23 protein-coding genes are annotated in these 22,822 nt (G+C 61.5%); 6 read left to right on the top strand and 17 right to left on the bottom strand.

Annotated elements, in window-relative coordinates:
- Nucleotides 1-54 precede the first annotated feature (54 nt).
- From MF410_RS01675 to MF410_RS01685, 3 genes are all read right to left on the bottom strand, one after another.
- Nucleotides 55-1,182 (bottom strand): ABC transporter permease, encoded by a 1,128-nt coding sequence (locus MF410_RS01675; RefSeq protein ID WP_097629103.1) that lies wholly within the window; start codon nt 1,180-1,182, stop codon nt 55-57.
- A complete protein-coding gene (locus MF410_RS01680) occupies nt 1,179-2,108 on the bottom strand; it encodes an ABC transporter permease (protein ID WP_097629102.1) in 930 nt (309 codons plus the stop codon). The genes MF410_RS01675 and MF410_RS01680 overlap by 4 nt, the downstream gene beginning before the upstream one ends.
- A gap of 231 nt (nt 2,109-2,339) precedes the next feature.
- Entirely contained in the window at nt 2,340-3,125 is a 786-nt protein-coding gene (locus MF410_RS01685) for an ABC transporter ATP-binding protein (protein ID WP_097629100.1), read from the bottom strand.
- Nucleotides 3,126-3,219: 94 nt separating this feature from the next.
- On the opposite strand from MF410_RS01685, the gene MF410_RS01690 reads away from it, so the two are divergent.
- On the top strand, nt 3,220-3,633 hold the full coding sequence (locus tag MF410_RS01690) for a cupin domain-containing protein (protein ID WP_012558715.1): 414 nt from the start codon (nt 3,220-3,222) through the stop codon (nt 3,631-3,633).
- A 58-nt stretch (nt 3,634-3,691) separates the two neighbouring features.
- Here MF410_RS01690 and hydA read toward each other — a convergent pair whose 3' ends face one another.
- The 3 genes from hydA to MF410_RS01705 form a co-directional block, all read right to left on the bottom strand.
- A complete protein-coding gene (hydA, locus tag MF410_RS01695; protein ID WP_097629099.1) occupies nt 3,692-5,146 on the bottom strand; it encodes a dihydropyrimidinase in 1,455 nt (484 codons plus the stop codon).
- Nucleotides 5,088-5,579, bottom strand: coding sequence for a DUF559 domain-containing protein (locus MF410_RS01700; RefSeq protein WP_239620402.1), 492 nt, complete (start codon nt 5,577-5,579; stop codon nt 5,088-5,090). Before MF410_RS01700 ends, hydA begins: the two co-directional genes overlap by 59 nt.
- A gap of 155 nt (nt 5,580-5,734) precedes the next feature.
- Nucleotides 5,735-6,988, bottom strand: coding sequence for a Zn-dependent hydrolase (locus MF410_RS01705; RefSeq protein ID WP_097629097.1), 1,254 nt, complete (start codon nt 6,986-6,988; stop codon nt 5,735-5,737).
- A gap of 274 nt (nt 6,989-7,262) precedes the next feature.
- Between MF410_RS01705 and MF410_RS01710 the strand changes: the two genes are divergently transcribed.
- Nucleotides 7,263-7,940, top strand: coding sequence for a TetR family transcriptional regulator C-terminal domain-containing protein (locus MF410_RS01710; RefSeq protein WP_003590606.1), 678 nt, complete (start codon nt 7,263-7,265; stop codon nt 7,938-7,940).
- Between the two features lie 3 nt (nt 7,941-7,943).
- Here MF410_RS01710 and MF410_RS01715 read toward each other — a convergent pair whose 3' ends face one another.
- The 3 genes from MF410_RS01715 to MF410_RS01725 all read right to left on the bottom strand — a co-directional run bounded on the left by MF410_RS01715 (nt 7,944) and on the right by MF410_RS01725 (nt 12,123).
- Nucleotides 7,944-10,514, bottom strand: a complete 2,571-nt coding sequence (locus tag MF410_RS01715) for an HWE histidine kinase domain-containing protein (RefSeq protein WP_239620104.1) — start codon at nt 10,512-10,514, stop codon at nt 7,944-7,946.
- Nucleotides 10,511-11,047 (bottom strand): biliverdin-producing heme oxygenase, encoded by a 537-nt coding sequence (locus MF410_RS01720; protein WP_097629095.1) that lies wholly within the window; start codon nt 11,045-11,047, stop codon nt 10,511-10,513. Before MF410_RS01720 ends, MF410_RS01715 begins: the two co-directional genes overlap by 4 nt.
- Nucleotides 11,048-11,223: 176 nt before the next feature.
- On the bottom strand, nt 11,224-12,123 hold the full coding sequence (locus tag MF410_RS01725; RefSeq protein ID WP_097629094.1) for a LysR family transcriptional regulator: 900 nt from the start codon (nt 12,121-12,123) through the stop codon (nt 11,224-11,226).
- 103 nt (nt 12,124-12,226) lie between these two features.
- Here MF410_RS01725 and MF410_RS01730 point away from each other — a divergent pair, with 103 nt between their 5' ends.
- Entirely contained in the window at nt 12,227-13,249 is a 1,023-nt protein-coding gene (locus tag MF410_RS01730; protein WP_097629093.1) for an NAD(P)-dependent alcohol dehydrogenase, read from the top strand.
- Between the two features lie 35 nt (nt 13,250-13,284).
- Here the strand turns inward: MF410_RS01730 and MF410_RS01735 are convergent, their stop codons facing one another.
- Nucleotides 13,285-13,695, bottom strand: coding sequence for a rhodanese-like domain-containing protein (locus MF410_RS01735; RefSeq protein ID WP_097629092.1), 411 nt, complete (start codon nt 13,693-13,695; stop codon nt 13,285-13,287).
- Between the two features lie 71 nt (nt 13,696-13,766).
- Between MF410_RS01735 and ftrA the strand changes: the two genes are divergently transcribed.
- Complete coding sequence (gene ftrA, locus MF410_RS01740) at nt 13,767-14,768, top strand: transcriptional regulator FtrA (RefSeq protein WP_097629091.1); 1,002 nt, start codon at nt 13,767-13,769, stop codon at nt 14,766-14,768.
- Nucleotides 14,769-14,895: 127 nt separating this feature from the next.
- On the opposite strand, the gene MF410_RS36560 is transcribed toward ftrA, so the two are convergent.
- From MF410_RS36560 to MF410_RS01760, 5 genes are all read right to left on the bottom strand, one after another.
- Entirely contained in the window at nt 14,896-15,006 is a 111-nt protein-coding gene (locus MF410_RS36560; RefSeq protein WP_312865334.1) for an SEC-C metal-binding domain-containing protein, read from the bottom strand.
- A gap of 209 nt (nt 15,007-15,215) precedes the next feature.
- Nucleotides 15,216-16,529 (bottom strand): NAD-dependent dihydropyrimidine dehydrogenase subunit PreA, encoded by a 1,314-nt coding sequence (preA, locus tag MF410_RS01745; RefSeq protein WP_097629090.1) that lies wholly within the window; start codon nt 16,527-16,529, stop codon nt 15,216-15,218.
- A gap of 15 nt (nt 16,530-16,544) precedes the next feature.
- The gene (locus tag MF410_RS01750; protein WP_097629089.1) at nt 16,545-17,906 is read right to left on the bottom strand and encodes an NAD(P)-dependent oxidoreductase; all 1,362 of its coding nucleotides are present in this window, start codon (nt 17,904-17,906) and stop codon (nt 16,545-16,547) included.
- Between the two features lie 520 nt (nt 17,907-18,426).
- Nucleotides 18,427-19,422: a sensor histidine kinase gene (locus tag MF410_RS01755; RefSeq protein ID WP_179867179.1), complete on the bottom strand. Its 996-nt coding sequence runs from the start codon at nt 19,420-19,422 to the stop codon at nt 18,427-18,429.
- Nucleotides 19,423-19,613: 191 nt separating this feature from the next.
- Nucleotides 19,614-20,408, bottom strand: a complete 795-nt coding sequence (locus MF410_RS01760) for a response regulator (protein WP_003581798.1) — start codon at nt 20,406-20,408, stop codon at nt 19,614-19,616.
- A 252-nt stretch (nt 20,409-20,660) separates the two neighbouring features.
- Here MF410_RS01760 and MF410_RS01765 point away from each other — a divergent pair, with 252 nt between their 5' ends.
- Together MF410_RS01765 and MF410_RS01770 are read left to right on the top strand one after the other, a co-directional pair.
- Nucleotides 20,661-20,867: a NepR family anti-sigma factor gene (locus MF410_RS01765; protein WP_097629193.1), complete on the top strand. Its 207-nt coding sequence runs from the start codon at nt 20,661-20,663 to the stop codon at nt 20,865-20,867.
- Nucleotides 20,868-20,877: 10 nt separating this feature from the next.
- Nucleotides 20,878-21,435, top strand: coding sequence for an RNA polymerase sigma factor (locus MF410_RS01770; RefSeq protein WP_003565924.1), 558 nt, complete (start codon nt 20,878-20,880; stop codon nt 21,433-21,435).
- Between the two features lie 608 nt (nt 21,436-22,043).
- Here MF410_RS01770 and MF410_RS01775 read toward each other — a convergent pair.
- Nucleotides 22,044-22,442: a hypothetical protein gene (locus MF410_RS01775; RefSeq protein WP_097629088.1), complete on the bottom strand. Its 399-nt coding sequence runs from the start codon at nt 22,440-22,442 to the stop codon at nt 22,044-22,046.
- Nucleotides 22,443-22,451: 9 nt separating this feature from the next.
- Nucleotides 22,452-22,796 carry a DUF883 family protein gene (locus tag MF410_RS01780; protein ID WP_003590628.1) on the bottom strand — a complete coding sequence of 115 codons (345 nt, stop codon included), beginning with the start codon at nt 22,794-22,796 and terminating at the stop codon, nt 22,452-22,454.
- Between the last annotated feature and the right edge of the window lie 26 nt (nt 22,797-22,822).

Here is a 22,822-nt window from a genome sequence, read left to right on the forward strand (position 1 = left end):
TATCCTTACCCTCTGAAGTTATGCCCGTACCCCATTTGCGAAGCCCGGGCGCGCCTAGCCACCACGGATAGACGGATGCCAGAACGTCACCGCCCGTTCGGTCAGGGCGATGATGCCATAAAAGATCGATCCGGCCAGCGCCGCGATAGCGATTTCCGCCCAAACCATGTCGACATTCATGCGGCCGATCTCTGTGGAGATGCGAAAGCCCATGCCGACGATCGGCGTTCCGAAGAATTCGGCAACGATGGCACCAATCAGCGCCAGCGTCGAGTTGATCTTCAGTGCGTTGAAAATGAAGGGCATGGCGGCCGGAAGCTTGAGCTTGAGCAGCGTCTGCCAGTCGCTCGAGGCATAAGTGCGCATCAGGTCGCGCTCCATGCTGCCGGAGGCGGCAAGGCCGGCGACGGTATTCACCAGCATCGGGAAGAAAGTCATGATGATGACGACGGCTGCTTTCGACGGCCAGTCGAAGCCGAACCACATGACCATGACCGGGGCCACGCCGATGATCGGCAGGGCCGACACCATGTTGCCGATCGGCAGCAGGCCACGGCGCAGGAAGGTGATGCGGTCGGCCAGCACCGCGACGGCAAAGCCGCTGAGGCAGCCGACGATATAACCGATCAGCACCGCCTTGAAGATCGTCTGCCTGACATCAGCACCGAGGATCGGCAGAGAGGCCATGATACGGGCGCCGATGGCGCTCGGCGGCGGCAGGATGATGAAGGGAATGCCGGCGCCGCGCGTCGCGGCTTCCCAGAGGATGAGGATCCAGGCGCCGAAGATCGCCGGGATCAGCAACTGGAGCGCCGATTTGCCCAAAGCAGTGACGGGCTGCAGTTTCGACAGCTCGGTTACGCATCGCCAGGCAAGCAGCCAGCAGGAAAACAACAGCAGGAAATAAGCCCGCGTTGCCATGCCCTCATTGCCGGAGAGAGCGGAAAGCAGCATCCAGGCGGCGCCATGCGCGCCGATGAACAGCACGGTGGCGCGATAGGCCGGCGGCTGCGGTGCAAAGGACAGCAGGGCAGCCGCCATGACGATGGTGAAGACAAGGCTTGCCGTGCCGTCGGTGAAGGGCTGCGCCGCGCCTTCGGCCAAAAGCGGCAGGGTGACAAGCGCTGCCATGCAGAAGAGGAGGGCGGTCACGCCCTGCCAAGAGAAGGTCAGATGTCTCATGCCGGCCTCCCGCCCATGGCACGGTCGACGATCTTCGCCGCAAGGCCGACGATCGCAACCAGGATGCCTGCCAGCAGCGACCCGGCGACGAGAGCCGCCCAGATATCGATGGTCTGGCTGTAATAAGAGCCGGCCAGCAGCTTCGAGCCGATGCCGGCAACCGCACCTGTCGGCAGTTCGCCGACGATGGCGCCAACGAGGCTGGCGGCGATCGCGACCTTCATCGAGGTGAAGAGGAAGGGGATCGAGGCCGGAACCCGCAACTTCCAGAAGGTCTGCATCGGGCTCGCATAATAGGTGCGCATCAGGTCGAGATGCATGATCTCAGGTGACCGCAAGCCCTTCACCATGCCGACGGCGACGGGAAAGAATGAAAGGTAGGTGGAAATCAGCGCCTTGGAGACGAGGCGGGAGGCGTCGGAATCGAGGTTTAACAGATGCGCAAGCGCATTGTCACCGGTCAGCACATTGTAGGAGATGATGACGATCATCGGCGCGATGGCGAGGATCGGGATGGTTTGGCTCGCCACCAGCCAGGGCATCAGCGAGCGGTCCATGGCGCGGTTGTGCACGATCAGCACCGCAAGAAGAATGCCGAGCAGCATGCCGAAGCCGAAGCCGAGCAGGGTGGAGGAGAGCGTCACCCAGCTGTGATAGACGAGGCTGCGATTGCTCGAAAGGCTGCGCAGGACGGTGTTCTCATAAACGTTCTGCGCCACCTGATGCGGCGCCGGCAAGATCGGCTTCGGCTGCGCCAGCGTCTTGCCGATGAATTCGAGCGTCGTCGGTGTGGCGCCGGTGCGGCTGTCCATATCGCGCTGGAACGGCGCATTCATGAGAACGGCTGCGACATACCAGATGGCGATAAGAGCAAGCAGGATGGTGGTGACGGGGACAATCTTGTTTTTGAGGGTGTCGGGTGTCATAGCGACTGCCCCCATTTGAGGTCGAATGCGTAGCCACCTCCCTCTGCCCTGCCGGGCATCTCCCCCACAAGGGGGGAGATCGATATGCGGAAACGGCTTCTCCAAACAACGAAGGGCCCCTGATCCAGCGTGGAATCAGTGACGACCGACGTGCTATCCTCTTGCCGATCTCCCCCTTTGTGAGGGAGATGCCCGGCAGGGCAGAGGAGGGTAAGCCTCGAACTCAACCGCCTAAACCTCATGGCTATGCCCCGTCCTCAACCCTTCGCGGACACGATGGGCGATCTCCAGGAATTCCGGGGTGTCACGGATATCGAGCGGGCGCTCGGCCGGCAGCGTCGAGTCGATTACGTCGGTCACGCGGCCGGGGCGCGGCGACATCACCACAATCTTGGTCGAGAGGTAGACCGCCTCGGGGATGGAATGGGTGACGAAACAGATGGTCTTGTTGGTGCGGGCCCAGAGTTTCAGGAGTTCTTCGTTGAGATGGTCGCGGACGATCTCGTCGAGCGCGCCGAAGGGCTCGTCCATCAGCAACAGGTCGGCGTCGAAGGCCAGCGCGCGGGCGATCGAGGCGCGTTGCTGCATGCCGCCGGAAAGCTGCCAGGGAAATTTCTTCTCGAAGCCGGTGAGGCTGACAAGATCGAGCGCCTCAGCGATGCGCCTCGTCCGGTCGGCGCCGGAATAACCCATGATCTCCAACGGCAGGGCGATATTGTTTTCGATGGTGCGCCAGGGATAGAGCGCCGGTGCCTGGAAGACGTAGCCGTAGGCGCGGGCCTTGCGGGCTTCTTCCGGCGTCATGCCGTTGATCGAAATCTCGCCCGAAGTGCTCTTTTCGAGATCGGCGATGACACGCAGGAAGGTGGTCTTGCCGCAGCCGGAGGGGCCGATGAAAGAGACGAAATCGCCCTTGCGGACATCGAGATTGACATCGCTGAGAGCCCGCACCGGGCCGTCATTCGCCTGGTAGGTGAGACAGAGATCCTTGGCGGATACGACGGAGGGTGCTTGCATCAATGCGACCGTTCTTGTTTTCGCCGCGGGGAGGCGGTTTGCATGTTACCATCGCCGCAGGCCATGCCGGCGGCACATTTTATGGAGGAAGAGAATGGACGCGACATCAAAACCCACCTGCCACATCGTTCGGCCCAACCATGCCTATGACGGCAAGCAGGGGCTCAGCTATTTCCAAGGGATCGCGGCCGAGACGGTGGGCGCCAAGGGCATCTGCATGCACCTGCTGACGATCCCGCCCGGCGTGCGCGCCAAGGCGCATCTGCACGAGGCGCATGAGACGGCGATCTACATGCTCTCCGGCGAGGCTCATACCTGGTACGGAGACCGGCTCGAGCAGCACGTTATCGTCCATGCCGGCGAACTCTTCTACATCCCGGCCGGCGTGCCGCATATGCCGGCAAACCTCAGCAGCACGCCGTGCACGGCGATCATCGCCCGCACCGATCCGAACGAGCAGGAAAGCGTCGTGCTGCTGCCGGAGTTGGATGCGCTGGTGCCGGCATGAGGTCATCGACATGAAGGCGCCGTTCTCCGGTTGATGGCGGTTTGGTCATGGAGCATCGTCACACGCCGGTCGCAGGAATGCCGCTGCGCGTCACCTTGCGGGGGGCGGTGATCTCCTTCCAGGTGGAGAGTGCCTTGCTGACGGCCGTCACCGGTTCGCGCCGGACGAATTCACCATGGCCCTCCTGGGTCTTGATGGTGCTTTCCTCGATCGCGACGACGCCGCGCGTCAGCGTGTAGCGCGGCAGGCCGGTCACTTCCTTGCCTTCGAAGACGTTGTAGTCGATCGCCGACTGCTGGCTCTTGGACGAGATGGTCTTCGATCGCTTCGGATCCCAGACGACGATATCGGCATCGGCGCCGACGAGGATCGCGCCTTTCTTCGGGTAGATGTTGAGGATCTTGGCGATGTTGGTCGAGGTGACGGCGACGAACTCGTTCATCGTCAGCCGGCCGGTGTTGACGCCGCGGGTCCAAAGCATCGGCATGCGGTCTTCAAGGCCACCAGTGCCGTTCGGGATCTTGGTGAAATCACCGACGCCGAAACGCTTCTGCGCCGTGGTGAAGGCGCAGTGATCGGTGGCGACCACCTGCAGCGAGCCGGAGGCAAGCCCGGCCCAGAGTGAGTCCTGGTGCTGCTTGTTGCGGAAGGGCGGCGACATGACGCGGCGGGCGGCGTGGTCCCAGTCTGGATTGGAATATTCGCTCTCGTCGAGCGTCAGGTGCTGGATCAGCGGTTCGCCGTAGACACGCATGCCCTTGGCGCGAGCACGGCGGATCGCTTCATGCGCCTGCTCGCAGGAGGTATGGACGATATAGACCGGGCAGCCGGCCATGTCGGCGATCATGATGGCGCGGTTGGTGGCCTCGCCCTCCACCTCGGCGGGGCGGGAATAGGCATGCGCTTCGGGGCCGTTGTTGCCCTCGGCAAGCAGCTTTGCCGACATCGAGGCGACGACGTCGCCGTTTTCGGCATGCACCAGCGGCAGCGCCCCGAGTTCGGCGCAGCGCTGGAACGAGGCGAACATCTCGTCGTCGTCGACCATCAGCGCGCCCTTGTAAGCCATGAAGTGCTTGAAGGTGTTGATGCCCTTGTCGCGGACGATGGTCTCCATCTCCTTGAAGACCTGCTCGCTCCACCAGGTGACCGCCATGTGGAAGGAATAATCGCAATTGGCCCGCGTCGACTTGTTGTCCCACATGGTCAGCGCTTCCAGCAGCGACTGGCCGGGAGCGGGTAGGGCGAAATCGACCACCATGGTCGTGCCGCCGGAAAGCGCCGCGCGCGTACCGCTCTCGAAATCGTCGGAGGAATAGGTGCCCATGAAGGGCATTTCGAGATGGGTGTGCGGATCGATGCCACCCGGCATGACATAACAGCCGGAGGCGTCGAGCGTCTCGTCGCCCGAGAGGTTCGGACCGATCTCGACGATCTTGCCACCGTCGATCTTGACGTCAGCCTTGTAGGTGAGGTCGGCCGTGACGATGGTGCCGTTTTTGATGACTGTTGTCATGATCGTTCCCTATCCTTGATCTGTGAAGCGGCTGGCGAAATAGAAGTTCGGCAATTCGGAGCTTGAGTTCGAGTCGGCCCTGCAGTGCTGCCAGGATTGTTTCCAGGACCCAGCGCCGCTCACGCGAGATTTCCTGATTCCAGAAGCGCAGCACGGAATAACCATTGGTATTGAGCCATTCCGTTCGGCGTTGATCGGTCGCGCTCTCGGCATCCTGGAAGCCATCGACTTCTACAATCATCCGCTCTTCGCGACAGAGGAAATCGACGATGAAGGGGCCGACCGGAACTTGTCGCGCGAATTTGTAGCGGTTCAGGCGTCGTGCGCGTAAGTCACCCCAGAGGTGGTATTCCTCTTCGGTTTCGTTGCGGCGAAGCTGGCGGGCTTGTCCGGTATTCGCTGGGCGATGTTTACGGATATCCTGTTTGATAATTCTAGTCGCGCCCGGAGCCCCCTCATCCGACCCTTCGGGCCACCGTCTCCCCGCTGGGGAGAGGGGAGCGGCTGACGTTGCGGCTTCCCCCTTCTCCCCTCGGGGAGAAGGTGCCCGAAGGGCGGATGAGGGGGCTCCGGGCGCGACGTTAGACATCACACCACGATCTCCGCCGTCTCCACGACCGCATGGAACAGCACGTCGGCGCCCGCCGTCGCCCATTCCTTGGAAATCTCTTCCGCTTCATTGTGCGAGAGGCCGCCGACGCAGGGGCACATGACCATGGTCGCAGGCGCGACCTTGGCGGCCCAGCAGGCGTCGTGGCCGGCGCCGGAGATGAGGTTCATGTGGGTGTAGCCGAGGCGTTCGGCGGCGGAGCGAACTGCGGTGACGAGCTTTTCGTCGAAGGTAACAGGCGCGAAATGGCCGATCGCCTCGACGGAACAGCCGACACCCAGCGCATCGCAGATGCCAGGCGCTTCGGCCTCGATCTTTGCCCGCATGCGGTCGAGCTTGGCCTTGTCGGGCGAGCGGATGTCGACGGTGAAGACGACCTTGCCGGGCAGCACGTTGCGGGAGTTCGGCGAAAAGAACATCTGGCCGACACCGCCGACGGCGCCCGGCTGCTCGCCCATCGCCACGCCTTGAACCATTTCCAGGATGCGCGACATGGCAAGACCGGCATTGACGCGCATGTTCATCGGCGTCGAGCCGGTATGGGCTTCCTTGCCGGTTAGCGTGAATTCCAGCCACCACAGGCCCTGACAGTGAGTGACGACGCCTATCTGCTTGTCTTCGGCCTCAAGGATCGGGCCTTGCTCGATGTGATATTCGAAATAGGCGTGCATCTTGCGGGCACCGACCTCTTCGTCACCGAGCCAGCCGATGCGTTTCAGTTCGTCGCCGAAGAGATTGCCCTCGGGATCCTTGCGATTATAGGCAAAGTCCAGGCTGTGCACGCCTGCGAAGACGCCTGAGGCCAGCATGGCAGGGGCAAAACGCGCGCCTTCCTCGTTCGTCCAGTTGGTGACGACAATGGGATGTTTGGTCTTGATGCCGAGATCGTTCATGGTGCGCACGACTTCGAGGGCAGCCAGCACGCCGAGCACGCCGTCATATTTGCCGCCGGTCGGCTGGGTGTCGAGATGCGAACCGACATAGACGGGCAGGGCATCGGGATCAGTGCCGGGGCGGGTAGCGAACATCGTGCCCATCTGGTCGATGCCCATGGCGAGGCCCGCGTCGTCGCACCATGTCTTGAAAAGGCTTCGGCCCTCGGCATCCGAATCCGTCAGCGTCTGACGATTGTTGCCGCCGGCAATGCCGGGGCCGATCTTCGCCATGTCCATGAGACTGTCCCAGAGACGGTCGCCATTGACGCGCATGTTCTCGCCTGGTGCTGCCACCATTCTTCAAGCCCTCACCTGTTTGCGGCAGCCATGTGAAGTGGCATGCCCGCCTGTTCCCGTGGTCTATTCCAACGCCTCTTATTGGTTTTGTCGAGCGCCGGAAAATCGCCAGTTGCCTTTGTTTTTCATCTGGCGGATAATTTGACCGATTGGTAAACATTACAACTTCCACCGCCGGGCTCAAGACGAAAATCACGAAAATTGCCGATAAAAATACGGGCAGTTGCTCAAGAAAGCGGCAGGGGTTCCTCCTGCTAAAACTTGAGCGAAGAAGTTGAATTTCAAGGGGAAACGACAGCCTGTGACCATACCGAGAGCAGCGAAAACCCTGAGGCGGACGCGAATTCAGGAGGAGAAGGAAGAGCAGATCCTGGAGGCGGCGCTCGACGTGTTTTCGGCAAGCGGCTTTCGCGGCTCGACCATTGACCAGATCGCCGAAGTGGCCGGCATGTCGAAACCCAACCTGCTCTATTATTTTCGCACCAAGGAAGCGATGCACCGGGCGCTGATCGATCGCGTGCTCTACACCTGGCTGGAGCCGCTGCGCGCCTTCGACGCCGAAGGCAATCCGGAAGAGGAAATCCGCAGCTATATCAGACGCAAGCTGGAGATGGCCCGCGATTTTCCGCGTGAAAGCCGGCTCTTCGCCAATGAGGTGCTGCAGGGCGCTCCGCATATCGAGGACGAGCTGAAGGGGCCGCTGAAGGAACTGGTCGACGAGAAGGCGGAGGTCATCCGCGCCTGGACGAAATCAGGCAAGATCGCCAAATGTGATCCCTACCACCTGATCTTCTCCATCTGGTCGACGACGCAGCATTACGCGGATTTCGACGTCCAGGTGCGTGCCGTGCTCGGACAGGAGCATTCCGGAGAGGGGCGCTTCGAGGATGCTGCGCGGTTTCTGGAACAGCTCTTCATCGGCGGGCTCCGCCCGGATCGCTCCGAGAGTTGACGTTTATTGCTTTTTCAGAAGCGGCAGACGGGCGAGGGTGTCTGTCACACCGTCCATCGTATAGGGCTTCTGCAGCACGGGCGCGTCCGAGTGGCTGTTTGCCTGGGCAATGCCTTCCCCATAGCCTGTGGCAAAAGCGAAGGGCACGCCTTCAGCTGCCAGTCGGTCGGCTATTCCGAAACTCGTCTCATCGCCGAGATTGACGTCGAGAAGCGCCAGGTCAAAGGACTGGCCGGCCAGGATCTCCATCGCCTCGGCGACACTGGGCGCCGTTGCCACGTCGGCGCGGAGGCGGCGCAGGATGTCCTCTCCATCCATGGCAATGATCAGGTTGTTTTCCACCAGCAGGACGTTCAGGCCGGAGAGCGGTCGATGATCGCCGGCAATCGTCTTATGATCGGCCGCGCCGGTCGCAGCCGGATCTGACCGTTCGCTCGTCGCTGTGACAACATATCGGGCCGGAATAGAGAAATCTGCTTCGACCCCATTTCTGTTGTAGCGAACTTCCGCCTTGCCGCCGAGGTCATAGGGAATCGAGCGGCGGATGATCGTCGAACCGAAACCGTGGCGTTTGGGTTCGACGACCGGCGGACCGTTCTTTTCCCGCCAGGTAATGTGCAGATTGCCTTCGTCGTCGCGGTGCCAACCGAGTTGGACGGTGCCGCTGCCGGTGCCGGAAAGGCTGCCATATTTGGCGCTGTTGGTCATCAGTTCATGGAAAACAAGGGCTGCAGTGGAGAAGGCCTGCGGTTCCAGCAGCACGTCCGTTCCGCTCAACTGAATACGTTGGGCGTTCTTGCCGAGATAGGCGGCCGTTTCGGCCAGCAGCAATTGCCGCAGCGAAGCCGGCGCCCAATGATCGCGGGTGATCTGGTCATGAGCGCGGGCGAGCGACTGGACGCGGCCCTCGATCTGGCGGATGTAATCGCCAACGCTGACCGACGTCGCCTGCGATTGCCGAATGATGCCGGTAATGAGGCTCAGTATGTTGCGGACACGATGGTTCAGTTCGGCGATCAGCAGTTCCTGGCGCTCGTTGGCGGCTTGGCGCGCCATGCTGGCCTCGTCGGTGAGGCGCAACACCACTTCGATCAGCGTGATGCGGATCGTTTCGGCGACCCGGCGCTCGGCCTCCGTGAAAGGCAGGGAGCGGCCGCGCACCAGTTCCGACCAGGCTTCGAAACTCTTGCGCGGCGTCAGGCGCGGGCCATTGGGACCATACTCCACCGGCTTATGCGGGTCGCCGCCCCAGCGGACGGTGCGCACCAGCTCCTGGCGGAAAAGCACGACATAGTCGCGCGGCGAGCGCGAGATCGGGATGGCGAGCATGCCTGCCACCGCTTCGTCGAGGTCGAGATCTGGATAGGTTTCGGCGAGCCTGTCGACGGAATAGATGCGGCCGGCGGCATTGCGGTTGAGATGGCGGACAAGGGCCGCGAAGCTTTTCTCATTCGGCCCGATGCCGGCAAGCGCCAGCCGGCCGTTGATCCAGACGCCGATGCCGTCGGCAGGAATGGCGTCGGCAAGCGCTTCGATCAGCCAGGCCGGATCGTCGAGCAAGCTGGCATTGTCGGCCACGGAGGTAAGAAGCCGGTCGGCGATCCGGCGTGCCTTGGTCTCATAGTCAAGCGCCAGCCGCCGTTCGCGGCTTTCAAGTCGCGACGCAAACATCTGGCCGAACAGTTCGGCGGTCGAGCGGCTTTGGGCCGAGGGCAGGCGCGGACCGTAATGATGGCAGGCAAACAGGCCCCAGAGCCTACCGTCAACGACGATCGATATGGAGAGCGAGGCGCCGACGCCCATGTTTTTCAAATATTCGATGTGGATCGGCGAGACCGAACGCAATACCGACATAGAGAGATCGAGCGGCTGTCCGTTCTCGTTGAGTTGCGGCAGGATCGGGACCGGAGCGGCGTCGACATCGGCAATGATGCGGAACAGGTTGCGCAGATAGAGCGCCCGCGCCTGCACCGGAATGTCGGATGCCGGATAGTGCAGTCCGAGGAACGAACCGATGCCGGCCCGGGCGGCTTCGGCCACGACTTCGCCGGAGCCGCTGTCGTCGAAGCGATAGACCATGACCCGATCGAAGCCGGTCAGGGCGCGCGCCTGTCTTGCCCCGTCGCGAAAGAAAGCCTCCATCGTTTCCGTGTGGTCGAGACGGGACATCATGCTGCGCATGGAAAGGGAGGGGGCGTCGTGCCTGTCTTCCTGACAGCGCTCGCCTTCGATGATGACCCCGCTGTCACTCATGTGCACGGCAAGATCGAACCTGTCATGAGCGGATGTCAGGGCGATCCCGAAAATGCGCTCGACGACGTCGGAACCGCGCAGCGTGGTCAGCTTGTTGCGGATTGTGTGGAGCGACTCTGGCGTGATCAGCGAGGTGACAGGACGACCGAGCGCGTCGGCCTGGGTAATTCCGAGGAACTCCGCCAGATTTGCCGAGGCGCGCGTGACAATCCAGTCCGAGGATATCGCCAGCAGAAAGCCGAAGGGCTGAACCGCGCCGAGCTGATGGATCGGCTCGCGGTCGCAGTTGGTGAGGTCGACCGGTTCAAACGTGCCGCTCATGGGACGGATTCCAGTTCGAGTTGCCCGGCTTTGAAAAAGAGGCCGAAAACATCGCGGGCAGCGGAAATGGCGGCCGCGGGATCGTCTATGCCGCTGGCATCGAGACGATCCATGAAGATCCTCGTGGCGCCCTTCGGACCTTGCGGTGTGAGGTAGCTGCCGGGCAGGTGGTCGGGCACGGATTTGGCAAGCAGGGCGCCCCCGAGCTTGGAGCCTTCGAGCACGTAGAGGGCGCCCCAGAGCGCTGCCTCGCCGTGCAATGCCGGCGGCGGAAGGAGCGGGGGCAACGGATCGCCGAGTTTCCGGATATCGGCCAACAGCAGCTGCGTGCGCCGTCGTTCCGGCCAGTCGGGCAGCAGGCCGATGATCCCCGCATCCTCAAGGGCATCTTCGGTGGCCGGCACGATCCGGGCATGGGCGCGAAGGAATGTCCTGTATTGCTGTCTATGGGAGAGATCGAACGTGCCGAAAAGCCTGTCTACCTCGGCGTGGCAATCTGCTGTTTGTGCGCGGAGTACGCTGCGAAGTGACATGCGGACCGTGTTCTAAGGAATATGGCATAGGATGCCGTTCATGCCGGATGGCAAATTGGCGATATATTGCAGCATCGCTGTATTTCCAGACAAACCCATAGAAAAACATGGGCTTCCCCTCTTCTTCGCAGCTCGTTGTTCGCCTCCTTCGAATGTTGAAAAGGCGCAGCCGGACGTCAGCCCATCAGGCGCGGTAGATCGGCCGCCAGCATATCGATGGCTAGGCGCACCTTCGGCAGCATGACGGGCGATCTCGGCCAGACGGCATAGGCGTCGAAGATGCTTGGCGGCCTATCGGTCAGAACCCGCACAAGTTCGCCCGACAAGACCCTGTCGCGCACCAGCCAGCAAGTCAGCCAGGCAAGCCCTCGGCCTGCGACAGCGGCGTCGGCTATCGAGGCGAGATCGTCGAGCCGCAGTCGCGATTTCGGCAGAATTTCGCGTGCAGGCCCCGCGACAGCTGGAAAGGTCCAAGCTTTGTCGTTATCACCCCGGCGATAGACGATGCCCTGGTGATGGGCGATATCGTCCAATGTTTGCGGCACCCCGTATTTTTCCAGATAAGCGGGCGAAGCGCAGACGGTCATGGGCTGTCGGGCGATCGCCCGCGCCATCAGGTCGGGATTGTCTTTCAGCGGGCCGTTGCGAACGGCGAGGTCGAAACCGTCTTCCAGAAGATCGACGACGCGATCGCTGAAGGAGAGGTCAAGTTCGAGATCCGGATGGTCTTCGAGCAGGCGGGCCAGGATCGGGGCGGCGCAATGGCGGCCAAACAGCATCGGCATCGATACGCGCAGACGGCCGCGGACTTCGCGCTTGCCCGATTCAAGCTGGGCCTCGCCGATGCGGATTTCCTCGACCGCTCTCAGACAGCGCTCGTAGAAGAATCGGCCTTCGTCAGTCAGGTTCTGGGCACGGGTCGTGCGGTTGAAGAGCCGGACGCCGAGCCGTTCTTCCAGCCTTGCAATCGTCTTGCTGACCGCCGAGCGGGTGAGATGGAGCCGGTCGGCGGCGGCAGAGAAACCGCCAGCCTCGACAGTCTCGACAAAAATCGAAATTCCCTTCAACTGCTCCATCTTTGTTTCCCAAACGGCACCATTCTGACGATTTAATATCGCAACTAGAGAGGAATATTCAACGATATATCTGCTGCTCCGCCCATCGAGAAGGAGCATAAAAATGCAGAAGACAAGACAATGGCAGACCGATGCCATCGGCCCGCTGGCCAATCTGAAGATCGGCGAGGGTAGAATTCCCGAGGTGTCAGGCGCGATGATCCGGGTGCGCACGCAGGCCGTCTCCCTCAATTTCCGCGACAGGCTGGTGCTTGAGAGCGGCATGGGTCTGCCATTGCAATTCCCCTTCGTGCCGGCCTCGGACATGGCAGGCGTGGTCGATGCCGTCGGGCCTGAGGTCACCCGCTTCAAACCCGGCGATCGGGTGATCTCCACCTTTTCCCCGGATTGGATCGACGGACGCGGGCCTGGTACTGCCCGCAACCCGCCTTACCAGACGCGCGGGGGCTTTTATCCTGGTGTACTTTCCGAGCACACGGTGCTTTCCGAGGAATGGTTTTCGCTTGCACCGAAAACGCTCGATGCGGCCGAAGCAAGCACATTGCCGTGCGCTGGACTGACGGCTTGGTTTGCGCTCGTCGAATGCGGCAAGCTCAAGGCTGGCGACAAGGTGGTGGTCCAAGGGACCGGCGGTGTAGCGCTCTTCGGTCTGCAGATTGCCAAGGCGCATGGCGCCGAAGTCTTCATCACATCAGGCAGCGGCGAAAAGCTCGAACGTGCATCGGCCCTCGGCGCCGATCATCTGATCAACCGGCACGAGGGCAACTGGGTGGAGCAGCTCTATCAACTGACCGGCGATTATGGCGCCGACCATGTGCTCGAAATCGTAGGCGGGCCGCATCTCGGCCAGGCGCTGAAGGCTGTGGCGGTCAACGGCCGCATTTCGGTGATCGGCGTGTTCGAAGGTTTCGAAGTGTCGGCTCCCGTGGCGCCATTGCTTCTCAAAGCGCCTGTCGTGCAGGGAATTACCGTCGGCCATCGCCGGGCGCTGGAGGATATGGTGCGGGCTGTCGATCAGACCGGGCTGAAGCCCGCGATCGACAGGCGCTATTCTTTCGAGGAATTGCCGCAGGCGCTCGATCATCTCTATCGCGGCCCGTTCGGCAAGGTCGTCATCGAGTTCTGAGAATGCGCTCCCTTCCCTCAGAGGGGAGCGGTTTTCTATTCGGCGGCAACGGCTTGGCTTTCGAAGGCGAAACCCTCGTCGGCCCAGCCGGTCATGCCGCCGATCATCAGCTTGGCCTTGAGGCCCAACCTGGCGAGGCGGAAAGCGGCCTTGTCGGCGCCGTTGCAATGGGGACCGGCGCAATAGACGACGAAGAGGGTGTCCTTTGCCCATTCCGACATGCGGTGCGCGGTCATCTTGCCGTGCGGCAGGTTGACCGCTCCCGGCAGGTGGGACTGCGCAAACAGTGCCGGCGAGCGCACGTCGAGGAGAATGAAATCGACTTTGGCGCCGGCAAAGGCGGCGTGGACATCCGAGCAATCGGTTTCGAAGGCGAGCTTGGCGGCATAGTGGGATGCTGCGAGATCAGGCTCGGCGGCAGGGATTTCGGCGACGGGGCTTGGCATCGGTCTTTCCTTTCCATGTTGGAGTTGCCGCCTGGTATCGCCGATGCTAGAGCTTTGCGAAATTGGCCATCATGACCGACAGCGTAAAGATCATGCCAAACTTTTCACCACAGCAGACGACAGGACCGTTGGTCGCAGCCCTTGCCTATGACGGGCTCTGCACCTTCGAATTCGGCATCGCCTACGAGGTCTTCGGCCTGCCGCGCCCGGAGATGGGCGAAGGCTGGTATCGTTTTCTTGTCTGCGGCATCGAGCCCGGGCCGCTTCGCGCTGCAGGAGGGCTGACGGTCGGGGTCAACAATGGCCTGGAGGTGCTTGATGAGGCGGATCTGATCGTCGTGCCAGGCTGGCGGGCGATAGATGCGCCGGTGCCCGAGCCGCTCGCCGCAGCGCTGAGGGCAGCGCATCAGCGCGGCGCGCGCATCATGTCGCTCTGCTCCGGCATTGCGGTTCTGGCCGGATGCGGACTGCTTGCCAACCGCAAAGCGACGACGCATTGGCGCTACGTCGCTCCGATCGCCGCGCGTTATCCCGATATTGCGCTCGATGCCGGCGTTCTCTACATCGATGAAGGCAGCCTGCTGACGGCCGCGGGCAGTGCTGCCGGCATTGATCTCTGCCTGCATGTGGTGCGTGGCGATTTCGGCGCGGAGGCGGCAAACAGCGTCGCCCGCCGCCTTGTCGTGCCGCCGCACCGCGAAGGCGGACAGGCGCAGTTCATCAGCGCGCCGGTTCCTGAAGAGCGTGAGGGCATTCGCTTGGGACCGCTGATCGAATGGATGCGTGGAAATCTTTCTAAGGAGCAGCCGATCAGCCTGCTTGCGAAAAGAGCGGGCATGAGCATGCGCACCTTCCAGCGCCGGTTCGAGGCGACGACGGGTCTCAGTGTCGGCGAATGGCTGCTGAAGGAGCGGCTGCGCCATGCCCGTGACCTTCTCGAGAAAGAGCTTGCGGTGTCGCTCGACGACATCGCGATATCAAGCGGCTTCGGCACGCTGGCGACGATGCGGCATCATTTTCGCAAGCGGCTCGGGACGAGCCCGAGCGCTTACAGGCGGTCGTTCGGTCTTTGACCCACCTCACGCTTGCATTTCTGTCTCACTTCGCGACCTGAACGCGGCAATAGACGGCGCCCTTCGATGGAGGGCGCCGTCCACGTTCAATCGCGGTCTCTAAAAATAGTGATCCCTTTCGATGCCGTCAAAGCGGCCGGATCGTAGGCAGCAGTTCTTGAAGCCGCCTCCTGGAACCGCAGGGGCAGGGATCGTTGCGGCCGAGTTTTTCGATCAGTTCAACGTCGCCATGAATGATCTGCGAGCCGGTCTTGACCCGGGCTTCGGACGGGAAGGATTTACGTCGTTTCGACGTGACCTCAAAAGCTGAAGTCGGTGAGGTGTTTGCGAGCCATGGCTGCCTCCTCTGCGGTTACACGCTGCGATCGTGCAGCATGAACCCCCTAACTCTATTACCGGCTCCGGGCAACGCCGCGGAGTGGTTTTCTCCGCGGCGTGTCAGACCGATCACTCCGCCGCCTGGCGGGCCATCGGGTTGTTCGGGTGTGTCGTCCAGTTGGCGTAGTTCGGGTCGACAGTACGGCCGGTGCGTTTGTCGAGGGTGCCGGCGGCAAGCGGCTCCATGGTGATGCAGTTCTCGACCGGACAGACGTTGACGCAGAGATTGCAGCCGACGCATTCCTCCTCGATCACTTCGAAATGGCGCAGGCCGTTGACGACGTTGGTGATCGCCTGGTGGGAGGTGTCCTCGCAGGCGATGTGGCAGCGGCCGCATTTGATGCAGGCGTCCTGGTCGATCTTCGCCTTGGCGATATAGTTGAGGTTCAGATACTGCCAGTCGGTGACGTTAGGTACGGCGCGGCCGGTGATATCGTCGAGGCTGCGATGGCCTTTTTCGTCCATCCAGTCGGAAAGACCGGAAATCATCTCCTGCACGATCTTGAAACCGTAGGTCATCGCCGCGGTGCAGACCTGGACGTTGCCGGCGCCGAGAACGAGGAATTCGGCGGCGTCCCGCCAGGTGGTGATGCCGCCGATGCCGGAGATCGGCAGGCCGTAGGTTTCGGGATCGCGGGCGATCTCGGCCACCATGTTCAGCGCGATCGGCTTGACCGCCGGGCCGCAATAGCCGCCATGGCTGCCCTTGCCGCCTACTGTCGGGTTTGGGGCGAAGTTGTCGAGATCGACCGAGACGATCGAATTGATCGTGTTGATCAGCGAGACGGCATCGGTGCCGCCGGCCTTGGCGGCGCGGGCGGGGCGGCGGACATCGGTGATATTCGGCGTCAGCTTGGTGATGATGGGCATGCGGGTGTACTGCTTGCACCAGCGCACGACCATCTCGATATATTCCGGCACCTGGCCGACGGCGGAGCCCATGCCGCGCTCCGACATGCCGTGCGGACAGCCGAAATTGAGTTCGACGCCGTCGGCGCCGGTCTCTTCGACGAGCGGCAGGATCGATTTCCAGGCCTGTTCCTCGCAGGGCACCATGATCGAGGCGATCAGCGCCCGATCAGGCCAGTTCATCTTGACCTGTTTCATTTCCCTGAGATTGGTGTAGAGGTCGCGGTCGGTGATGAGCTCGATATTGTTGAGGCCCAGCAGGCGGCGGTCGGCGCCCCAGATCGCGCCGTAGCGCGGGCCGTTGACGTTGACGACGGGCGGGCCTTCCTCGCCGAGCGTCTTCCAGACCACACCGCCCCAGCCGGCCTTGAAGGCGCGCTCGACGTTATAAGCCTTGTCGGTCGGCGGCGCGGAGGCCAGCCAGAACGGGTTAGGCGACTTGATGCCGACGAAATTATTGCGGAGATCAGCCATTTTTCATTCTCCCCTTCAGGCAACCGCGACAGCCGGAGCGGCTGCTGCGGTGAGGGTGCGATGGATGGATTCAGCCGCGTCGCGGCCGTGAGCGACGGCGGAAACCGTGAGATCGTCGCCGCCGAAGACGCAGTCGCCGCCGGCCCAGACACCGTCGAGCGAGGTGTGGCCTTCGGCATCGACGGCGATGCGGCCGGATTCCATGCGCAGCGAACCGAGGCCGGAGGCATCAAAGCTCTGGCCGATCGCCTTGAAGATCTGGTCGGCGGCGATCACGCCGGTTTCGCCGGTGCCGATGAGGCGACCTTCGAGGATCCTGGTATATTCCACCTCGATGGCGGCGACCTTGCCGTCCTGCGAAAGGATCGATTTCGGCGCCAGCCAGTGGCGGATGATGACACCCTTGGAGCTTGCCAGATCCTGCTCATATTCCGACGCGTTCATGTGCTCCTTGCCACGGCGGTAACAGATCGTCACCTCCTCGGCGCCGAGCAGCTTGGCCTGGACGGCAGCGTCGATCGCCGTCATGCCGCCGCCGAGGACGACGACACGGCGACCGATGGCGATCTGGCTCTTGTCTTCGGCTTGGCGCAGTGCGGCGATGAAATCGACGGCGTCGTCGACGCCGGCGAGGTTCTCGCCGTCGATGCGCAGCGCATTAACGCCGGCAAGGCCGATGCCGAGGAAGACGGCGTCATATTGCGCCTGCAGATCGGCAAGCGAAAAATCGCGGCCGAGAAGGGCGCCGTGGCGAACCTCGATGCCGCCGATCGAAAGCACATAGTCGACTTCCGCCTGGGCGAAATCGTCGACCGTCTTATAGGTGGCGATGCCGTATTCATTGAGGCCGCCGGATTTTTCCCTGGCATCATAGATGACGACGGAATGGCCTTTCACGGCCAGTCGATGGGCGGCGGCAAGGCCGGCCGGTCCGGCGCCGACGACGGCGATCGTCTTGCCTGATGCTTCGGCCCTGGCGTAGAACTGCCTGCCGGCCTGCATGGCGGTATCGGTCGCATAACGCTGCAGGCGGCCGATCTCGACAGGGCGTTCTTCGGCCGTGTTGCGCACACAGGCCTGTTCGCACAGCTCTTCGGTGGGACAGACGCGGGCGCACATGCCGCCGAGGATGTTCTGGTCGAAGATCGTCTTGGCCGAGCCGATCGGATTGCCGGTCGAAATCTGGCGGATGAACAGCGGAATGTCGATCGAGGTGGGACAGGCCGTCATGCACGGCGCGTCATAACAGAAATAACAGCGGTCGGCGGCGACCAGCGCCTCGTGATTGTCGAGGCGCGGATGAAGATCGGAAAAATTAGCCTCATACTCGGCGGGCGAAAGCCGGCCGGCATGAATCCCAGTTTCCAGTCGTTCCATTGAAGTTCCCTCATTATTGGTAAACGGCCTGTGAGGGAAGCGTAACTCAGGTTTAAAAATTTATCAAACGGTAAAATTTTGACGGACTTGCCTTCGACGCATCGAGGCAAGTATCTGTTTTATCGCCTTAATTTATGCACGTGCCTATCGGTAAAATGATTGCGCGGGCGGCGGCAGAAGCACATCCGAAAAAAGATTCAAAAAAGTCGAATATTTTTGTCGGTGGAGGGAACCAATGTCGGAGGTCGTCGTTATTGCGATATCCGGATGGTGATCGCATCGACCCAACATGCGCGCCCCCAACCCACTATCCGGACGTACTCACGGTCCCCTCCCGGTGAGTGAAGACAGCCGGTGCGCCGCCCTCGCACCGGCTGTTTTTCCGTTCGGCAGTCCCGTTTCCTGGAGCATGTCGCGCAAAAGTGTGCAGCGGTTTTGCGGCAACGAGATGCGTAAAAACAAAGAGCTAAAGCGCGTCGCATGATCAAATTTGACGCGACGCGCTTTAGGCGTCAGGCTTTCACACGCGCTTGAAGATTTCGAATTCGGTTTCCGGAATAGTCAGACGATATTCGATGCGGCCGGGAACGAGATTGAGCTCCGCCTTGCCGTTGACCGACGAGGGCACGACACGCTCGAGCACGGTGCGGCCGAAGCTGTTGTCGCTGAATTCGTGGACTTCCGCCTGGTTCTGCAGCACCTCGGCCCAGGTGACTTCAATCGCCTTCCTGTCGCCGATCATGGCGTCGCGGCAATTCAAGGTGATCGAGGCGGCGCCACCGGATATCGCGCCATAGGAGGCGGAGTTAACGATGAGTTCGTGGAGGGCGAGCCCGAGATGCACGGCGGCATTCGGTGTCAGATGGGCATTGATGCCGTAGATCGGCATGGAGCCGGCCGTTTCCGGCCAGTAGGGAGCGAATTGCTTTTCGGCTAGTTCGAAGAGATAGGCACCGCGCCAGCTTGAATCGGTGATCAGATCCTGCGAGTTGGACAGCGATTGCAGCCGTCCGCGGAATTTGAGCAGGAAGCTGTCGAGGGAGAGCGTGTTGCGCGCCGTCTGCGTGGCGATGCCCTGGATGATGGCGAGAAGGTTCTTGGAGCGGTGCGAAAGTTCGCGCAACAGCGATTTCAGGACTTTTTCACGATGCCGGCTTTCGGTGACTTCCGCCATCACCGACAGAAGTCCATGGGTGCCGCGTTTGCCGGTGCGCTGGATCTTCAACTCATAGGTGCGCATTTCGCCGTCGACGTCGATTTCGACCTCGGCATTGTTGGGCATACCGGTTTCCAGCACCTTGTATTTCAGCGCCGTCAGATACCGGCCGTGCGCGTCGCCGAACAGGGCAGCATCACCGTCGCCGGGCGTGAAAAGTGCAGCGAAATGAGGCGGCAGATTTTCGGCATAGAAGATTGCCAGCCGGGCATCCTGGCAGAGGATTGAAATCCCGGCGCTGCCGAGCGCGCGCTCCATCATTGCGGCTTTGCCCTCGAAGGTAAAAGGCATGCCGGACAATGGTTCAGTCGTACTCACTCGGCCGCCTTTCCTTGTGACATCTTGAACGTTGCTGAAGGAAGCGCCCATAGAGACGCCGCCCGTCAACTTTAGAACAAAGCGCTGCAAAAACCGTTAAAGCAGCGGAGCGTCCCGGTAGCACCGGAACGTCTGCTTTGGCGATTTGGTTCCGAAGGCCGGAAAATTGCGTCTCAGGCGGCCACTCTGGTCGATTCGTTGAAGAAAAGAGCTTGGCTGATCAACGCCTTGACCATGTCTGGGTTGAACGGCTTGGTAACAAGGAAAGTCGGTTCCGGGCGCTCGCCGGTCAGAAGCCTTTCCGGGAAGGCGGTAATGAAGATCACCGGCACGCTCGAGGTCTTGAGAATGTCGTTGACGGCGTCGATGCCGGAGCTGCCGTCGGCCAGTTGGATGTCGGCCAGCACCATGCTCGGTTTGGTCTTGTTGTAGAGCGCCACTGCCTCGGCATGGGTGCGGGCAATGCCGGTGACGCGATGGCCGAGGCTTTCGACCATTTGCTCGATATCCATGGCGATCAGCGGTTCGTCCTCGATGATCATGATGTCGGTCGCGACCTGACGGGAAATCTCCTGCGAGGCCATGTCGAGCAGACGCATGACGTCCTGTTCGTCGAGTTCCAGGATTTCGCCGATCTCGGCGACGCGGAAATTCTCCACGGAGGCAAGCAGGAAGGCCTGTCTGGCGCCCGGCGAAACCTTGGATAGGTTCAGGGTGGCGCGCTGTTCCCAGGCATAGGGCGAAGTCGGCTCTGGAATCTGGACGGCGGTGGAACCAAACAATTGTGTAAACAGTTTGTAGAGTGCCACCCGGTCATTCGCCGTATCCGGGAAAATGGTGAGATCGGCGATGATAGCTTCGAGGACGGCGGCGACATAAGCGTCGCCCGAAGTCTGAGTGCCGGTAAGGGCGCGGGAATAGCGGCGCAGATAAGGCAGGTGCGGCGCAATTCGAGTGGAAAGTGTCATTAAGGGCTCCCGTATGCAGGCCGGTCATTGGCTCCAATGACCGATTAACGCCGCCTTGATAAAAAAGTTCCGGAACGGCAGGAACTTTTTTGTCGCGCCGCATTATCAAGCCGACGAAGAAAGGGCGTAGCGTTTTGACCCATCCAGCAAAATATGCCAGCGACATCGACAAGCGAAGGCTCGGTGTCGATGGTTGAAATCGCGATCAGCCCCGTGCGCGCCCCAACAGACAACCGGCGAGAAGACGAATTGATGACGACACGCAAGAAAGATGCAGCCGATCAGCGCAAGCTGGAGCTGCGGGCAAGCGATATCCTGGACCCGAACAATCAGATCGGCGTCAGGCTACGGTCGCTCTATGCCTCCGCGCAGGAGGAGGCGATTCCCGATCGTTTCCTCGACCTTCTCGAAAAGCTTGACCATGCCGAAATGATGGCTTCTGCCAAGATGGCCGAATAGGATCATGCGCATGGAAGATAAAGCGCAACCCAGCTTCAAGCGGGAACTGCTGGCGGCCCTCCCAAGTCTCCGCGCCTTCGCCATTTCGCTGATCGGGCGGCATGATCGTGCCGATGATCTCGTCCAGGACACCATCATGAAGGCCTGGGCCAAGCAGGATCATTTCGAGATGGGCACCAATATGAAGGCTTGGCTCTTCACGATCCTGCGTAACGAACTCTATAGCCAGATGCGCAAGAGCGGCCGCGAGATCCAAGACAGCGACGGGCTGTTCACGGAATCGATGGCGATGCACCCCTCGCAATACGGCGCCCTCGATCTGCAGGACTTCAAGAAGGCGCTCGACCAGCTGCCGCCGGATCAGCGCGAGGCGATCATCCTCGTCGGTGCCTCGGGTTTTTCCTACGAGGAAGCGGCCGAAATCTGCGGCTGCGCCGTCGGCACCATCAAGAGCCGCGTCAACCGCGCCCGCCAGCGGCTGCAGGAATTGCTGCAGATTTCAGGCGAAGCCGATTTCGGCCCGGATGCTACCTCTGCACCGCTGACGTCGAAGGCGTTTGCGTTTTGAGCAAGCCGGTTGCCCTGTTAGGCTCCGGCTTTTCTGGCGTTGTCGGTTGCCGAGCAGAACGAGCATCTGCTTGGCCGACGCCATCAGGGCACTCCCTCTCCAACTAATTCCTGTGCTCGTCACAGGAATCCAGCGCGCCCAAGTCCTTGGGCGCGAAAGACTTTTTTCGGTGATCAATTCATTCACGGCGCGGACGCTCCGTGGCTGGATCCCTGTTACGAGCACAGGAATGAGGGAGGATGGGCTGACCGTCCTTGCCTATTTTTTCACTGGCGCACGAGGAGGAGTACCGGCGTTCATGAGCAGTTCTCCACGAACTGTTAAACCGCATACAACGTGGCATAGCCAATACCCACTCGAGATAAAACTCTCCCGAGGGGCTGGCAATCGGAGTGTAGAGCAGCTATCCGGCTCTGGCCTGCCCCAGACTCCTCCGGCTTGATGCTCAACGGCCGACGCATGAGTGGACTTCGCGCGCCGCTCCGGACAGCAGGAAACTGAAGGCTGGAGAGATGGGATGAACCGTTAAAGCATCCATCCCATACCAATTGAGTGGTCTTCTCCCTGGTTTTGGCAAAGGGGTCAGGGTGGACGCCTTGTCCCAGCCGTCAATCCTCCCGCTTCGTCCCCACCAGATTGGCCGCGACGATGGCCGCCAGTACGCCGGCGGTCAGGAGCGGCTGGGCGCGGATTAGGCCGAGGCCGACTGCTGCCATCGATTCCAGTGCGGCGCGGCGCTCGCGGGCGCGACGCTTTTCCCGGGTATTGATAACCGCCATCACCACTAGCGCAATGATGGCGATCAGCAGTGCGCAGGCGGCGAGAAAGAGAACCGCGCCTAACGCGCCGTAGATGCCGGCGAGCCAGATGGCGCCGGCGGTCACAGCCAGCGCATAGGCGGTGAGGAGAAAAAGCGCGGCGAGCGCGACGATGATGCTATTGCGCTTGGCGCGTGCAACGGTTCGGTGCACGCTTGCGCCCGTCACGAGACTGAGGATCGACAGCATTGCGCTTCCTCAGCGGCGGGCTAGGAAGGCGATGGCGAGGCCGAAAGCGGCTGCCGCACCGAGGGTTGCCAGCGGATGTTTGCGCACGGTGTCGCGCATTTCGGTCGTGCCGCGCTCATAGCCGTGCTGCAATTCGCGTAAGAGATCCTCGCTGCGGCTGAGCAGTTCCTCATAACCGGCGCCAGCCTGGCTGCGGATTTTCTCGCTCTGGTGACGTGAATTCTTGCCGACCAGGCGCGTCAGTTCCGCGAGTTCGTCGCGCAGCGCCTCGACCTGCTCCTCGATGCCGGATTCCAGATTGTGAAAGGTGCCGTTGCGGCGGCTGCGGCCGGACTGGAAGATAGAATAGCTCATGGCTGTCTCCATTGGCTGGGGCGCGC

It is taken from the genome of Rhizobium sp. C104 (assembly GCF_022354505.1).
Lineage (GTDB): Bacteria > Pseudomonadota > Alphaproteobacteria > Rhizobiales > Rhizobiaceae > Rhizobium > Rhizobium redzepovicii.

Coding starts and splice junctions, on each gene's coding strand:
- MF410_RS01765 (WP_097629193.1), top strand. CDS start 20,661: ATGACGACACGCAAGAAAGATGCAGCCGATCAGCGCAAGCTGGAGCTG.
- MF410_RS01725 (WP_097629094.1), bottom strand. CDS start 12,123: ATGGAGCAGTTGAAGGGAATTTCGATTTTTGTCGAGACTGTCGAGGCT.
- MF410_RS01760 (WP_003581798.1), bottom strand. CDS start 20,408: ATGACACTTTCCACTCGAATTGCGCCGCACCTGCCTTATCTGCGCCGC.
- MF410_RS01780 (WP_003590628.1), bottom strand. CDS start 22,796: ATGAGCTATTCTATCTTCCAGTCCGGCCGCAGCCGCCGCAACGGCACC.
- MF410_RS01730 (WP_097629093.1), top strand. CDS start 12,227: ATGCAGAAGACAAGACAATGGCAGACCGATGCCATCGGCCCGCTGGCC.
- MF410_RS01720 (WP_097629095.1), bottom strand. CDS start 11,047: ATGTCACTTCGCAGCGTACTCCGCGCACAAACAGCAGATTGCCACGCC.
- MF410_RS01705 (WP_097629097.1), bottom strand. CDS start 6,988: ATGGTGGCAGCACCAGGCGAGAACATGCGCGTCAATGGCGACCGTCTC.
- ftrA (WP_097629091.1), top strand. CDS start 13,767: ATGACCGACAGCGTAAAGATCATGCCAAACTTTTCACCACAGCAGACG.
- MF410_RS01675 (WP_097629103.1), bottom strand. CDS start 1,182: ATGAGACATCTGACCTTCTCTTGGCAGGGCGTGACCGCCCTCCTCTTC.
- MF410_RS01680 (WP_097629102.1), bottom strand. CDS start 2,108: ATGACACCCGACACCCTCAAAAACAAGATTGTCCCCGTCACCACCATC.
- MF410_RS01750 (WP_097629089.1), bottom strand. CDS start 17,906: ATGGAACGACTGGAAACTGGGATTCATGCCGGCCGGCTTTCGCCCGCC.
- MF410_RS01770 (WP_003565924.1), top strand. CDS start 20,878: ATGGAAGATAAAGCGCAACCCAGCTTCAAGCGGGAACTGCTGGCGGCC.
- MF410_RS01715 (WP_239620104.1), bottom strand. CDS start 10,514: ATGAGCGGCACGTTTGAACCGGTCGACCTCACCAACTGCGACCGCGAG.
- hydA (WP_097629099.1), bottom strand. CDS start 5,146: ATGACAACAGTCATCAAAAACGGCACCATCGTCACGGCCGACCTCACC.
- MF410_RS01690 (WP_012558715.1), top strand. CDS start 3,220: ATGGACGCGACATCAAAACCCACCTGCCACATCGTTCGGCCCAACCAT.
- MF410_RS01735 (WP_097629092.1), bottom strand. CDS start 13,695: ATGCCAAGCCCCGTCGCCGAAATCCCTGCCGCCGAGCCTGATCTCGCA.
- MF410_RS01775 (WP_097629088.1), bottom strand. CDS start 22,442: ATGCTGTCGATCCTCAGTCTCGTGACGGGCGCAAGCGTGCACCGAACC.
- MF410_RS01685 (WP_097629100.1), bottom strand. CDS start 3,125: ATGCAAGCACCCTCCGTCGTATCCGCCAAGGATCTCTGTCTCACCTAC.
- preA (WP_097629090.1), bottom strand. CDS start 16,529: ATGGCTGATCTCCGCAATAATTTCGTCGGCATCAAGTCGCCTAACCCG.